Consider the following 12,850-nt stretch of genomic DNA (forward strand, 5'->3'; position numbering starts at 1 on the left):
CATTCTAGAACGGCAAGCGTTCCTGACTCTGCAGGGCCTTCTCCACCTCGGCGATGTGGTCCAGCCGCGCTCGGTTGTGTTCTTCCCGGGTGGCGACATTGCGGTGCGACCGGGTATGGAAGTCCAGCACCGCATTGGCCAGCGGCCCCGAGGGCAGGTCCACCTACTGGTGTCCGTCATCGTGGCTGGTCCAGCAGGTGCTGCCGTCCGGGTTCAGCCGGACGTCCAGCAGACCGCGGGTCTTCAGGCTGTGACACGGTGTGCACAGTGACTGCTCGGCCCAGGTCGCCGTCTTGCCGCCGGTGGGGGTGCCGTCCTCGGTGAACTCTCCCGTCCAGCGGGCGACGTGGTCGATCTCGGCGGTGGCCGCAGGCGCCTCACCGCCCGGGGCCCGACAGGTGCCGTCCCTTCCGGCGATCGTGGCTTTCTGGTGCGCGGTATTACGACGGCCCTGATGCTCACTGTGCCCGGCAACGCACAGCGAGGTCACCCGCGCCATCCACCGTTGTGTGGCCGCCTCACTGAGCCAGGCGTTCTCCAGGTGCATCGCGCCGGTGTCGAGGTTCCGGTAGCAGTTCAACGTCACCTTCACCCCGCCGTCCTTGTTGATCCGGCCGTGCATCAGTTCGACGAAAGCCACTGCCCGGGAACTCCCCAGTTGGGTGGCGCCAGCGTCGATCAGTCCTACCACCCCGGTCCCCTCGTCCGTCGGCACTGTGATGACGAACGTCGTGGAGCGATCGTTACGCTCGTCGACGGCGAAGTCCATCTGTGCCTGCGGTGGAGGAATCTCACCCTCACCTTCCGGATCGACGGGCGGGGCCAGCGGGGCGATCTCGGCGATCATCTCCCGAACCATCCGCGCCAGGGTCCGCAATCCCGGGACGACCTGGCGGGCACGGACCGGGGTCAGCAACCGGGCCACCGCCTCGTCCACCAGTCGGCGGAACCTGGCGGACACCCCGCCGGTGACGTCGGCAAGGACGCGGAAATGATCGAAGGAGAAGGCCCCGCAACTCAACCGGCTCCCGATCGTCGGAAATCGGTGGTACATGATGCCGATGTCACAGTACTGCTGCACTTTGCCAGGTGAGACTCCCAGTTGCCGGGCAACCGACCGGATATGCCGGGACACTTCGGTCCGGTGCCCCGGAGTCACACCGATCGCAGTCAGTAATTCCAGGGTGTTCGCCTGGATCTTGTACCAGGTCCCCTTGGTCCATCCGGTCGCCCAGAACGGCCCGTCCGGCTCCTCCCGTTCGATGTAGCGTTCGGCGAATACGAAGTTGTCGATCTGCATTTCTGCATCCCCTGATGATGAGACAACACAATGAATATTCTCCCACGAATATACCTCGCATCAGCAGTGCAGTCAACCACATGTTCGACACGTTGATGCACGGCCGAGAACCACACGGCCGCGGAAGGCAGAGACGGTGCCGACCCCCGGGGAACCCCGGGGGCCGGCACCGATCAGTCAAGTTAAATAACTAGACCAAGCCTAAGATGTCACTGGACCTTGGCAACATCGGCGGTACAGCCATCACCGACATCGTGGGTCAGTTCCTGCCCGACCACGACCTCCACGGAGGTCGCCAGGACCTCACCGGCGATCGTCGATGCGTGCGACTCCGCCCACTCGGCCTGTGCCTCCGGCACCGACAGCGTCAGGGCGATCCGGTCGGAGACATCGAACCCGGAGGCCTTACGGGCGTCCTGGATGCCACGCACCCGGTCCGCGGCCCACCCCTCGGCCTCCAGCTCCGGGGTGACCGTCGTGTCGAGCACGACCAGTCCCCCACCGCCGGGGATCTCGGTGGTGTTGTCCGGGTCCACGGCCACCAGCTTGCGGCTGAACTCGCCGTCGATCAGCTCGATGCCGTCTGCGACCACGGCGCCGTTCTCGGCGACGGTGTAGTTGCCGGTCTTCACGGCCTTGATCACCTTCTGGACGTCCTTGCCCAGGCGAGGGCCGGCGACACGGGCGTTGACGACGACCTCGAAGCGTCCCACCGAGGAGACGTCGTCGGTGACCTCGATGTTCTTGATGTTGACCTCGTCGCGGATGATCGAGGCGAAGTCGGTGAGCCGTGCCGAGTCCGGCAGCGCCACGGTCAGACCGGGAAGCGGCAGACGGTTACGCAGCTTGTGGGCCTTACGCAGCGAGGACGCTGCGGAGCACACGCCACGCACCGCGTCCATCGACGCCACCAGGTCGTCGTCGGCGGGCAGGTCTGCGGCATCCGGGAAGTCGGCCAGGTGCACCGAACGCTCACCGGTCAGACCACGCCAGATGACCTCGGTGGTCATCGGCAGCAGCGGGGCGGAGATACGGCACAGGGTCTCCAGCACGGTGTAGAGCGTGTTGAAGGCCTCCGGGTGGCCGATCTCACCGGTGTCGCCTGCCCAGAAGCGGTCGCGGGAGCGACGGACGTACCAGTTGGTCAGCACGTCGCAGAACTGCCGGATCTCGTCGGTGGCGGTGGCGATGTTCGTGTCGTCCAGCGCCTCGGTGACCGACGCGACGGTGTCGTGCAGCTTGGCGAGGATGTAGCGGTCCAGCACATTCGTGGAGGACGTGTCGAAGCTCGCCGGGGTGCTGGCGTAGAGACGCAGGAAGGAGTAGGCGTTCCACATCGGCAGCATCGCCTGGCGCACACCCTCGCGGATGCCCTGCTCCGTGACGATGAGGTTGCCGCCGCGCAGGATCGGCGAGCTCATGAGGAACCAGCGCATCGCATCGGAGCCGTCGCGGTCGAAGACCTCGTTGACGTTCGGGTAGTTGCCCTTGGACTTCGACATCTTCTGTCCGTCATCGCCAAGCACGATGCCGTGGGAGACGACCTTGGTGAAGGCGGGACGGTCGAACAGGGCGGTGCCCAGCACATGCAGCAGGTAGAACCAGCCGCGGGTCTGGCCGATGTACTCCACGATGAAGTCCGCCGGGGAGTGGGTGTCGAACCAGTCCTTGTTCTCGAAGGGGTAGTGCACCTGCGCGAACGGCATGGAACCGGAGTCGAACCATACGTCCAGCACGTCCGGCACACGGCGCATGGTGGACTTGCCGGTCGGGTCGTCCGGATTCGGACGGGTCAGTTCGTCGATGTAGGGACGGTGCAGCGACTCCGGGCGCACCCCGAAGTCGGCCTCCAGCTCGTCGAGGGAGCCGTAGACGTCGGTACGCGGGTACTCGTCGTTGTCGGAGACCCACACCGGGATCGGCGAACCCCAGTAGCGCGAGCGGGAGATGTTCCAGTCGCGGGCGTTCTCCAGCCACTTGCCGAATTGTCCGTCGCGGATGTGGTCCGGGATCCACTCGATCTGCTCGTGGTTGAGCTCCACCATCCGGTCGCGGAAGGAGGACACCGAGACGAACCAGCTGGGCAGCGCCATGTAGATCAGCGGCTCGCCGGAGCGCCAGGAGTGCGGGTAGGAGTGCTCGATGGTCTGGTGACGCACGATACGTCCGGCGGCCTTGAGGTCGCGGATGATGTCCTTGTTCGCGTCGAAGACCAGTTGGCCCTCGTAGTCCGGCACGAGGTTGGTGAACTTGCCGTCGAGGTCGACGGTGACGATGGTGTCGATACCCGCGGCGTTGCAGGTGTTCATGTCGTCCTCACCGAAGGCGGGAGCCTGGTGGACGATACCGGTACCGTCCTCGGTGGTGACGTAGTCGGCCGCGAGGATCCGGAAGGCGCTCTTGTCCCCCAGGTCCGCCCGGTCGGCGAAGTAGTCGAAGGGCGGGGTGTAGGTCAGACCCACGACCTGCTCACCGGTGAACTCGGCGAGCACCTCGGCGTCCGTGCCGAGCTCCTTGGCGTAGGCCCCCTGCAGGTCCTTGGCCAGCAGGACGCTCTGCCCGGCGACGGCCTCGGCGCCGTCCTCGGCGACCTTCACCAAGACGTAGGTGACCGTCGGGTGGACGGCCAACGCCAGGTGGGACGGCAGGGTCCACGGGGTCGTCGTCCAGGCCAGGGCGGAGGCCTCGGCCAGCTCCGGGTGGGCGGCCAGAGTCTCGACCGAAGCGGTGCCCGGGTGGGCGCCGGTGACCGGGAAGGTCACGGTCAGGGTCGGGTCCTGGCGCATCTTGTAGGAGTCGTCCAGGCGAGTCTCCTGGTTCGACAGCGGGGTGTGCTCGGCCCAGGAGTACGGCAGCACCCGGAAGCCCTGGTAGATCAGTCCCTTGTCGTAGAGCTGCTTGAAGGCCCAAATGACCGACTCCATGTAGGAGAGGTCCATGGTCTTGTAGCCGTTGTCGAAGTCGACCCAGCGAGCCTGACGGGTGACATAGGCCTTCCACTCGTCGGCGTAGCGCAGCACGGACTGGGCACAGTAGTCATTGAAGGCCGCGAGGCCCATGTCCTCGATCTCGCCCTTGTCCTTGATGCCGAGCTGCTTCTCCGCCTCCAGCTCAGCGGGCAGTCCGTGGGTGTCCCAGCCGAAGACTCGCGGCACCTTGTAGCCGCGCATGGTCTTGTAGCGCGGGACGATGTCCTTGACGTAGCCGGTGAGCAGGTGACCGTAGTGCGGCAGGCCGTTGGCGAAGGGCGGACCGTCGTAGAAGATGTACTCCTCGGCACCGTCGCGGTTGTCGAGGGAGGCGCGGAAGGTGTCATCCTGATCCCAGTAGTTCAGGACGTTGCGCTCCATGGTGGGGAAGGAACTCGTCCCGTCCGTCATATCGGTACGGGGGTAGGCTCCGCCGGCGGGGGTGGTCGTCACGGCAAGTCTCCTAGAGAAAGTGGCTGTGGAAGGGTCTGTGGGTATGGATCTTCACCACAGGGACGCCGGCCGGTGACGGCCTACGCGGTACCACCCCGCTTGGACCCGGCGGACCGGATCCCACTTCCTCCATACGGCGATGACGTGCCGCGACCCCGTCCGGTTCTACTGGGACTGTGCCGAATTCCTCCAGCGCGGTCTGTTCTTCCGGATCCGCTCCCCGGTGATGGCCGGATCGATGCGGTCGTTCATATAGTCGGCGAGTATACGCCGCTACCTCCGTCGGTGGACAACCAGGTCCACGACGAAGATGCCGGCCCCGATGAGGGCCACGACAATGCACACCCACGCCCAGAAGATCGAGCCCACGTAGAGGGCCACCAGCAGGGCTATGAAGCCCAGCAGGCTCATCAGGAGCGCGAGTGCGAGCACTTACTTGTCGCCGAAGTCGATGTTCGAGTTCGGTGCGGCGGTACTGCGGGAATTGAGGTCCTCCAACTGGGACTCCAGGAAGGTTTTGAGGCGGGTGCGGTACTCGCGCTCGTAGGTCCGCAGCTCCTCGATACGACCCTCGAGAGCAGTCTGCTGCTTCTTGACGGTGGTCATGATCTCGGTGTGCTTGCGCTCGGCGTCCTCCTGCAGCGCAGTCGCCTTGTCCTGTGCGGCGCGAACCTGCGCCTCGGACTGGGCGGTGGCGTCGGCGATGAGGGTCTCGGACTTCTGGGTCGCATCGGCGACCAGGGTCTCGGCCTGCTGCTCGGCGTCGGCGATGGTGGTGCGAGCCTGCTCATCGGCGTCAGCGAGCTGCTTGCCGGAACGCTCGTCTGCGTCGGCCAGCTGGGCGGTCGCGGTGTTGTTCGCGTCCTCGAGAGTGCGGTTGGCCTCGGTGCGGGCCTCATCGAGCATGGCCTGCGACTGCTCCTTGGCGTCACCGGTGAGACGGTCAGCCATCTCCTGTGCCAGGGAGAGCACGCGGGCGGCCTGCATGTGGGTCTCGGCCGAGGCACCGTTCTCGCCCGAGGTGGGTGCAGCAGCAGCCTGAGCCTCAGCCGGGGCGGCGGCTGCGGCCTGGGAAGCCTCGGCCGCACGGTTCTCGGCGTCCGCTGCAGCAGACTCAGCGGCAGCGGCACGGTCTTCAGCGGCGGCGGCGGCCTGGTTGGCCTTGTCCAGCTCCGCCTCAAGCTCAGCGACCCTGGCCTGGGCGGCCTCCAGGTCGGCGGCGAGCTGCGGGTCGGCATCAGCGGCGACCGCTGCAGGTGCGGCGGCTGCCGCATCGGAACCACCGGAGGCGGCCTGCCCGCGGAGCTCATCGTTCTCGTCCTGCAATTCAGCGAGGGTGTCTTCAACGAGATCGAGGAACTGGTCCACCTCGTCCTCGTTGTAGCCACGCTTGCCGATCGGCGGCTTGCTGAATGCCACGTTATGAACGTCAGCGGGAGTCAACGGCATAGGTAGTTCCCTTCACAATCGTTGGTAGTACACGTCATTCGCGATATTATCAGGGACTGCAGTGAAGTGGTTGACCTTGACTCTCCGAGGGAGTCTCAACGTCAACCTCATATACAGCCTTTGGACACTGTTATACCCCAGTTTATTCCCCCCCGGCAAGAATGGCAGGGACCTACAGGGAGTTCGCCACGCTCACGAGGATCATCTCCAGGAAAGACACCCCGAAGAAGAGCACGAGGACGGAGATGTCCAGCGCCACCCCGCCGAGACGCAACGGTGGTATGACGCGTCGCAGCGGCTTCACCACGAAATCGGTGAGAACAAAGACCGGCTCAGCGAACAACGCGAACCGGCGGGACGGGCGCCACTGCCGGGAAAAGGAACGGATCATCTCCACAATGACCCGTGCGAGGAGCACGAACCAGTAGACGCGGAGAAGAAGCGCAATGAGATGAAGAGTTATTTCCACGGTGGTTTACTGGTCCTCCACCAGCTGGTCCAGCTGGCTCTGGTCAAGGGTCACGGACGCGGGGATCAGCGCGAAGTTGCGCAGACCGCCCAACTTCTTCAGTGTACCGTCCAGACCCTTGGCCAGCCCCACCGAGAAGTCGAGGACGCGGCTGGCCTCCGCCTTCTCCATACCGGAGAGGTTGATGACCACGATGTCCCCGGCACGGAACTCGGTGGCGAGTTCACCGGCCTGCTGGAAGGAACTCAGTGCCAGACGGACCACTTGTGGTTCACGTGCGGACGGGGCTGCTGCGGCAGCCGACGCGACCGGCTCACCGAGCCGGCCGGCCCGGGAGTCACGGTAGTCGTAGTCGGATGCCCGGATGTCGCGGGGGCGTGGTTCCCGGGCCTCCCGCGCATCACGGGAGCCGCGCGCATCGTCCAGGTCGGCGTAACGGCTGGGACGGTCGCCCCGACGGTACTCACCGGGGGCACCCTGCCGCTCAGCATCGGCGCTGCCACGCCGGTCAGCCTCGTCGAACTCGTCCCGGTAGTACGGGTCTTCGTAACTGTCCACCTCGCCGAAACCGAAAAAGCCCTTGACCTTCTCGGTGAATCCGTCTGTCATGGTCGTCTCGCTTTCTGTGCGTCTTCGTCAAGTATCGAAAGTACCGGGATCAGTCCGCTGCCGCAGACGTCGACACGCCGGAAGGCATCCAGATCACGCCCGCCTGTCGACCGGTGACGCCTTCGCGTCGGTAGGAATAGAAGTTCTCGGACGTCACCGTGCTGCGCGGGTCGGCGTCGATGGCACGAACGCCCAACCCGAGCAACTGCCGGGTGATCCCGGCACGGATGTCGAGACCGGACGTCCCGGCGGTGGTCGCCGTCCGCGAGCCCGGTAGCCGGGACTCCACGTCCGCAGCCATCGATTCCGGGACCTCGTAGTCCTCCCCCGCTGCCGCCGCACCGAGCAGCGCGTGGATGCGGGACGGGGACGCCCCCAGCTCCACCATGTACTCGACGGTGCGGGCGACGATACCGTTGCGGGCACCGATGCGTCCGGCATGCACGGCGGCGACGACCCCGGCCTCGTCGTCGGAGAGCAGGACCGGCACACAGTCGGCGGTGAGGACGGCCAGGGCGATCCCGGGCAGTGTGGTCACCAGAGCGTCCGTCACCTCCACCGGTGCTCCGCCGAGCTCCTCGAGCAGCTCGACGGTCACTTCGGTGACGTTCGGGGAATGGATCTGCTCCATGTAGACCACGTCAGAGGCGGGCAGGCCGATCAGCTCGGCGAGACGGGCACGGTTGGCGGCCACGGCACCGGGATCATCACCGACGTGGTCGGCGAGGTTGCCGGCCGAGCGGTCGGTGACGACTTTACGGACGGGCCGCTCAGCAGCTTGTCCGGCAGCGTGGTCAGAGGAAAGTGGGGACATCGAGGTCATCGTCTCCGTCGTCGTTCCGGCGGTCGTCCCTACGGTCGGACGAGGTGAACAGCCCGGAGTTACCGGCCGCGGACGGCACGTCCGACCGGGAACGTCGGGTGAAGCTCGAGGCTTCACGGGCAGGACTCTCCGGGGCCTGCTCGCCGGCGAAGATACCGGGGGCGGACTGCTGCGTCGGCTGGGCCTGTGCGGCAGGCTGGGACTGCTGCACCGGGGCGACCTGGGACTGGGACGGTGCCTGCTGGGCGGGCTCCGGTGCGCGGTGCTGGCCTCCCTGAGAGGAGAGCGTGACATTGGCGGAGTCGTCGAAGCCGGTGGCGATGACGGTGACCCGGATCTCGTCGCCGAGCTGGTCCTCCACGATGGTGCCGAAGATGATGTTGGCGTCTTCGTCGGCAAGCTCCTGGACGATGCTGGCGGCCTCGTTGACCTCGAACAGACCGAGGTCGGAGCCGCCGGCGAAGGACAGCAGCACACCCTTGGCGCCCTTCATGGTGGTTTCCAGCAACGGGGAGTTGATCGCCAGTTCGGTCGCCTTCTTCGCCCGGTTCTCCCCACGGGCGGCACCGATTCCCATCAGGGCTGAGCCGGCATCGGTCATCACGGAGCGCACGTCGGCGAAGTCGACGTTGATCACACCGGGGGTGGTGATCAGGCGGGTAATGCCCTCGACACCGGAGTGCAACACCTCATCGGCCTTGCGGAAGGCATCCATCAGCTGGAGGTCCTGGTCGCCCATCCGCAGCAGGCTGTCGTTGGGGATCACGATCAGGGTGTCACAGACATCGCGCAGTGCCTCGATGCCCTCCAGTGCCTGCTTGGCACGACGCTGCCCCTCGAAGGAGAACGGACGGGTGACGACACCGACGGTCAGCGCACCCTTCTTCTTGGCGATGTTCGCCACGACCGGGGCTGCACCGGTACCGGTTCCGCCGCCTTCACCGCAGGTCACGAAGACCATGTCGGAGCCTTCGATGACGTCCTCGATCTGCTCCTTGTGGTCCTCGGCGGACTTTCGGCCGACCTCGGGGTTCGCGCCGGCACCGAGGCCGCGGGTCTCTTCCTGGCCGATGTCGAGCTTGATGTCGGCATCGGTGAGGAGTAGCGCCTGGGCGTCGGTGTTGATCGCCACGAACTCCACACCCTGGAGGTTCGCGTCGATCATCCGGTTCACGGCGTTGACTCCACCGCCGCCGACACCGACGACGGTGATCTTGGCGAGGTGGCTGTCATTGAGTTCCATGGTGTGCGCTCCCACTTTCTTGACTGTTTCCGGGTCCCGGCTTCTGGTCCTGTTGCTCGGGACCAATTGTGTGTGACATCGGTGCAATTTCCCCGCACATTTTTTGTGGCGTGTCGTATCCTTAAAGGACGGGTTTAGAGTTTTCTCGGAATTCCGGCACCATTACCGCACGGAGGGGACCGAGGGATTCGAGACATTCCACCGTTGCCCCTCACGGGTCAACACCAGTTCCGTGGCCACGGCCTTCTCCTCGGCCCGGTCCGCCGAACCCCAGTGCACCTCACGCCCCGAGGCAAAGCGCAGGGTGATGTCTTCGGCAGAGTCCGCCTCCACCATTTCCACATTCGCCCGCAGCCCCTCGTGCAGCGCCGCGAGAACGGTCGCGGCAGCAGCGATCGCTGCGTCGACACCGGCGTCCTCGGCATCGTCGACGTCAATGCGCGTGGTGCCCTCCGGGGCCATACCTCGCAGGAACACCGTGCCGTTCTCGTCGACCACCGAAGGGTCGCCGTCGCGCTCGATGTAGCCCACGGCCTGGTACTCGGTGATGTCGACGACCACCGTCGAGGGCCAGGAGCGTGACACCGTCACGGTCTTGACCCAGGGCATCCCCGACACCGCCGCAGCAGCGGCATCGGTGTCGGCGAAGAGCAGGTTCTCCCTCTCGTTCAGACCGGACGCCGACACGACCTCCTCCTGGTCGAGGTGGTCAGCACCCTCGACGGTCACCTCACGCAGGTGCAGCAACGGGCTGAGCAAGGCGACGGCGGCCAGCACGGCAATGACCACCACCACTGCTGCGGCGATGACCAGCGGACGCCGGGACCGCTTGGGACGCGCTGGTCGGTTTGACCGGTTCGGCTGGCGCGACCGGCGGTCTTCACGGGTGCTCTCCTCAGCCACGGTCACCGATCTCCCGCAGGATCTCGTCAGCGAGCATCGTCACCGTACCTGCGCCGATGGTCAGCACGACGTCACCCGGGCGCACCAGTGACGCCACCAGCTCCGGGGCCCCGGAGAAGTTCGGCTCATAGTGGACCTCAGTGTCCACAGTGTCCTCACTGGTGTCCGCCCCGGTGATCTGACGGGTGATGACCCGGCTGTCGACCCCCTCCACCGGCTGCTCCCGGGCCCCGAAGATGTCCAGGACCACGACCACGTCGGCCAGGGACAACGCCTCGGCGAACTCCTCGGCGAAGGTGACCGTGCGCGAGTACAGGTGCGGCTGGAACACCGCGACCACCCGGCCGGTCTCCCCGGTGTCGCGCTCCCGGGCCTCCACCTTGCCGCGGGCGGCGGTGATGACCGCCCTGACCTCCGTGGGGTGGTGGGCGTAGTCGTCGAAGACCTCCACACCTTCCGCGGTGCCGTGGTACTCGAAGCGACGACGGACACCGTCGAACTCCCCCACTCCATCTGCCAGGCCGTCGACCGGTGCGCCCACCAGGGAGCCGGCCAAGATGGCGGCCACGGCATTGAGCAGCATGTGCGTGCCCGGGGTACGCACCGTGACATCCAGCGGTACCAGCCCCGGGGCGGAGGTGTCACCGTTGGCGAAGATGACTCGGGCAGCACTGCCTCCGTCGGGAAGTGACTCGGACCCGAGGATCTCCGCACCGATCGGCACCCTCGGGTGTGCGGCTACTGCTGCGGAGGTGCCGTAGCCGAGGACCCGCACGCCGCCGGCGATGTCGACACGGCCGGCAACGACCTCCTCGGCCAGTCGGGCACTTCCCGCGTCGTCGAGGCAGGCCACGAGCGTGCCACCGGGGACGATCCGTCCGGCGAACTTGCCGAAGACGGCCCGGTAGGCCTCCTCGGTGCCGAAGTAGTCGAGATGGTCGGGCTCCACGTTGGTCACCACGGCGACCTCCGGGGAGTAGGCGAGGAAGGATCCGTCGGACTCGTCGGCCTCGGCGACGAAGATGTCGCCGGTGCCGTGGTGTGCATTGGTGCCGGCCCGGTTCAGCTGACCGCCGATGGCGAAGGACGGGTCGAGTCCGGCGGACTGCAGGGCGACGACCGCCATGGAGGTGGTGGAGGTTTTGCCGTGGGTACCTGCCAGCAGCAGGGGCCGCCGGTCGGCCATCAGTTCAGCCAGCACGTCCGAACGCCGCTGCAGCGGGATCCCCGCCTCGCGGGCGGCGACCAGCTCGGGGTTGTCCTGCGGGATCGCGGCGAAGGAGGTGACCACCACGTCCGGCAGTGGACCGTCCGGCGTGCCACCGCGCAGGTTCTCGGCCCGGTGGCCGATCTCGACCTGCGCCCCGGCAGCACGCAACGCCATGACCACCCGGGACTCCTTCATGTCGGAGCCGGAGACGGTCACGCCCCGATCAAGGAGGATGCGGGCGATGCCGGACATCCCGGCGCCACCGATTCCGACCATATGGACCCTGCGGTCTCGCCTGCTCATTTCTTGCCCTCCGCTGTCTTAGCCGCTGTCTCGATGACGATCTGTGCGATGCGCGGGGCCGCATCACGGTGTCCCGCCTGTGCTGCTGCCGTGCCAGCCGACTGCAGCCGTGCCGGATCCCTCAGCACCGGGATAACCTCCCGGGCGACCCGCCGGTCGTTGAGTTCGGCGTCCGGCACGATGAACCCTCCCCCGGCGTCGACCACGGGACGGGCGTTGAGCTCCTGTTCCCCGTTACCGTGCGGGAGCGGCACGTAGACCGCGGGCAGACCGCATGCGGAGATCTCCGCGACGGTCATCGCCCCGGACCGGCACAGCACCATGTCCGCTGCGGCGAGCGCCAGGTCCATCCGGTCGATGTAGGGCACCGCGACATAGGCCGGGGCTCCGGGAACCTGCTCGACCTCGACGGAGTTCTTCCGCCCGTAGGCGTGCAGCACGCCGATCCCGGCGTGCCCCAGGGTCTGTGCCGCGCCGCTGACCGCCGCGTTGATCGACGCGGCACCCTGACTGCCACCGGTGACCAGCAGCACCGGGGCGTCCGGGTCGAGGCCGAAGAACTCCCTGGCCTCGGCCCGCAGAGCCTTCCGGTCCAGGTTCAGCAGGGACTGACGGACCGGGATACCGACAACGTCGGCGTCGACCCCGGAGTCCGGGGTGGCGGACAGGGCGCGGCCGCCGAGCCGCACACCCAGCTTGTTGGACATGCCGGCCCGGGCATTGGCCTCGTGGACGACGATCGGGATACGCAATGACTTCGCGGCGAGGTAGGCCGGTGCGGAGACGTATCCGCCGAAACCGACGACCACGTCGGCCTTCAGTTTCTTCAGGACCTTCCGGGTGCTGCGCAACGCCCCGATGAGTCGGAACGGGAGGGTGAAGAGATCCTTGTTCAGCTTGCGGGGCACCGGCACCGGCGGGATCAACTCCAGGTCGACGCCACGCTCGGGCACCAGTGTGGTCTCCAGACCGCGGGTGGTGCCCAGGGCGGTGATCCGGGCGTCCGGACGCTCCTGTCGAACCGCCTCGGCAACGGCGAGTGCCGGCTCGATGTGGCCGGCGGTTCCGCCGCCGGCGAGGGCGACGGACAAGCTCTGTCCCTGTGTCGGGGTCACCGTG

Annotated in this window: 12 protein-coding genes; all 12 read right to left on the bottom strand. The window is 66.6% G+C overall.

The genetic code is table 11. The features are described 5' to 3' along the window. Positions 1 to 4: 4 nt before the first annotated feature. Positions 5 to 163: a hypothetical protein gene (locus ACTXPP_RS08395; RefSeq protein WP_301498469.1), complete on the bottom strand. Its 159-nt coding sequence runs from the start codon at positions 161 to 163 to the stop codon at positions 5 to 7. After that, entirely contained in the window at positions 164 to 1,300 is a 1,137-nt protein-coding gene (locus ACTXPP_RS08400) for an HNH endonuclease (RefSeq protein ID WP_443341772.1), read from the bottom strand. It lies immediately after the preceding gene. A 209-nt stretch (positions 1,301 to 1,509) separates the two neighbouring features. After that, a complete protein-coding gene (ileS, locus tag ACTXPP_RS08405; RefSeq protein WP_301494570.1) occupies positions 1,510 to 4,680 on the bottom strand; it encodes an isoleucine--tRNA ligase in 3,171 nt (1,056 codons plus the stop codon). 315 nt (positions 4,681 to 4,995) lie between these two features. Next, entirely contained in the window at positions 4,996 to 5,154 is a 159-nt protein-coding gene (locus ACTXPP_RS08410; protein ID WP_301494564.1) for a hypothetical protein, read from the bottom strand. Further along, complete coding sequence (locus tag ACTXPP_RS08415) at positions 5,155 to 6,171, bottom strand: DivIVA domain-containing protein (RefSeq protein WP_301494562.1); 1,017 nt, start codon at positions 6,169 to 6,171, stop codon at positions 5,155 to 5,157. Positions 6,172 to 6,343: 172 nt separating this feature from the next. Beyond that, on the bottom strand, positions 6,344 to 6,640 hold the full coding sequence (locus tag ACTXPP_RS08420; protein ID WP_301494560.1) for a YggT family protein: 297 nt from the start codon (positions 6,638 to 6,640) through the stop codon (positions 6,344 to 6,346). Positions 6,641 to 6,646: 6 nt separating this feature from the next. Then, on the bottom strand, positions 6,647 to 7,249 hold the full coding sequence (locus tag ACTXPP_RS08425; protein ID WP_443341774.1) for a cell division protein SepF: 603 nt from the start codon (positions 7,247 to 7,249) through the stop codon (positions 6,647 to 6,649). A 49-nt stretch (positions 7,250 to 7,298) separates the two neighbouring features. Then, a complete protein-coding gene (pgeF, locus tag ACTXPP_RS08430; RefSeq protein ID WP_301494556.1) occupies positions 7,299 to 8,063 on the bottom strand; it encodes a peptidoglycan editing factor PgeF in 765 nt (254 codons plus the stop codon). After that, entirely contained in the window at positions 8,044 to 9,315 is a 1,272-nt protein-coding gene (ftsZ, locus tag ACTXPP_RS08435) for a cell division protein FtsZ (protein WP_301494554.1), read from the bottom strand. The genes pgeF and ftsZ overlap by 20 nt, the downstream gene beginning before the upstream one ends. A 162-nt stretch (positions 9,316 to 9,477) precedes the next feature. After that, positions 9,478 to 10,218 (bottom strand): cell division protein FtsQ/DivIB, encoded by a 741-nt coding sequence (locus tag ACTXPP_RS08440; protein ID WP_301494553.1) that lies wholly within the window; start codon positions 10,216 to 10,218, stop codon positions 9,478 to 9,480. Then, on the bottom strand, positions 10,211 to 11,731 hold the full coding sequence (murC, locus tag ACTXPP_RS08445; protein WP_443341776.1) for a UDP-N-acetylmuramate--L-alanine ligase: 1,521 nt from the start codon (positions 11,729 to 11,731) through the stop codon (positions 10,211 to 10,213). The genes ACTXPP_RS08440 and murC overlap by 8 nt, the downstream gene beginning before the upstream one ends. Continuing rightward, the gene (gene murG, locus ACTXPP_RS08450) at positions 11,728 to 12,846 is read right to left on the bottom strand and encodes an undecaprenyldiphospho-muramoylpentapeptide beta-N-acetylglucosaminyltransferase (RefSeq protein WP_443341778.1); all 1,119 of its coding nucleotides are present in this window, start codon (positions 12,844 to 12,846) and stop codon (positions 11,728 to 11,730) included. Before murG ends, murC begins: the two co-directional genes overlap by 4 nt. Positions 12,847 to 12,850: the final 4 nt, after the last annotated feature.

This window comes from Candidatus Corynebacterium faecigallinarum (assembly GCF_052264515.1).
Classification (GTDB): domain Bacteria; phylum Actinomycetota; class Actinomycetes; order Mycobacteriales; family Mycobacteriaceae; genus Corynebacterium; species Corynebacterium faecigallinarum.

What these genes read in the sequence shown, in the direction of transcription:
- ftsZ (WP_301494554.1), bottom strand. Translation starts at nt 9,315, where the DNA reads ATGGAACTCAATGACAGCCACCTCGCCAAGATCACCGTCGTCGGTGTC.
- murC (WP_443341776.1), bottom strand. Translation starts at nt 11,731, where the DNA reads ATGAGCAGGCGAGACCGCAGGGTCCATATGGTCGGAATCGGTGGCGCC.
- ileS (WP_301494570.1), bottom strand. Translation starts at nt 4,680, where the DNA reads ATGACGGACGGGACGAGTTCCTTCCCCACCATGGAGCGCAACGTCCTG.
- pgeF (WP_301494556.1), bottom strand. Translation starts at nt 8,063, where the DNA reads ATGTCCCCACTTTCCTCTGACCACGCTGCCGGACAAGCTGCTGAGCGG.
- ACTXPP_RS08415 (WP_301494562.1), bottom strand. Translation starts at nt 6,171, where the DNA reads ATGCCGTTGACTCCCGCTGACGTTCATAACGTGGCATTCAGCAAGCCG.
- ACTXPP_RS08425 (WP_443341774.1), bottom strand. Translation starts at nt 7,249, where the DNA reads ATGACAGACGGATTCACCGAGAAGGTCAAGGGCTTTTTCGGTTTCGGC.
- ACTXPP_RS08400 (WP_443341772.1), bottom strand. Translation starts at nt 1,300, where the DNA reads ATGCAGATCGACAACTTCGTATTCGCCGAACGCTACATCGAACGGGAG.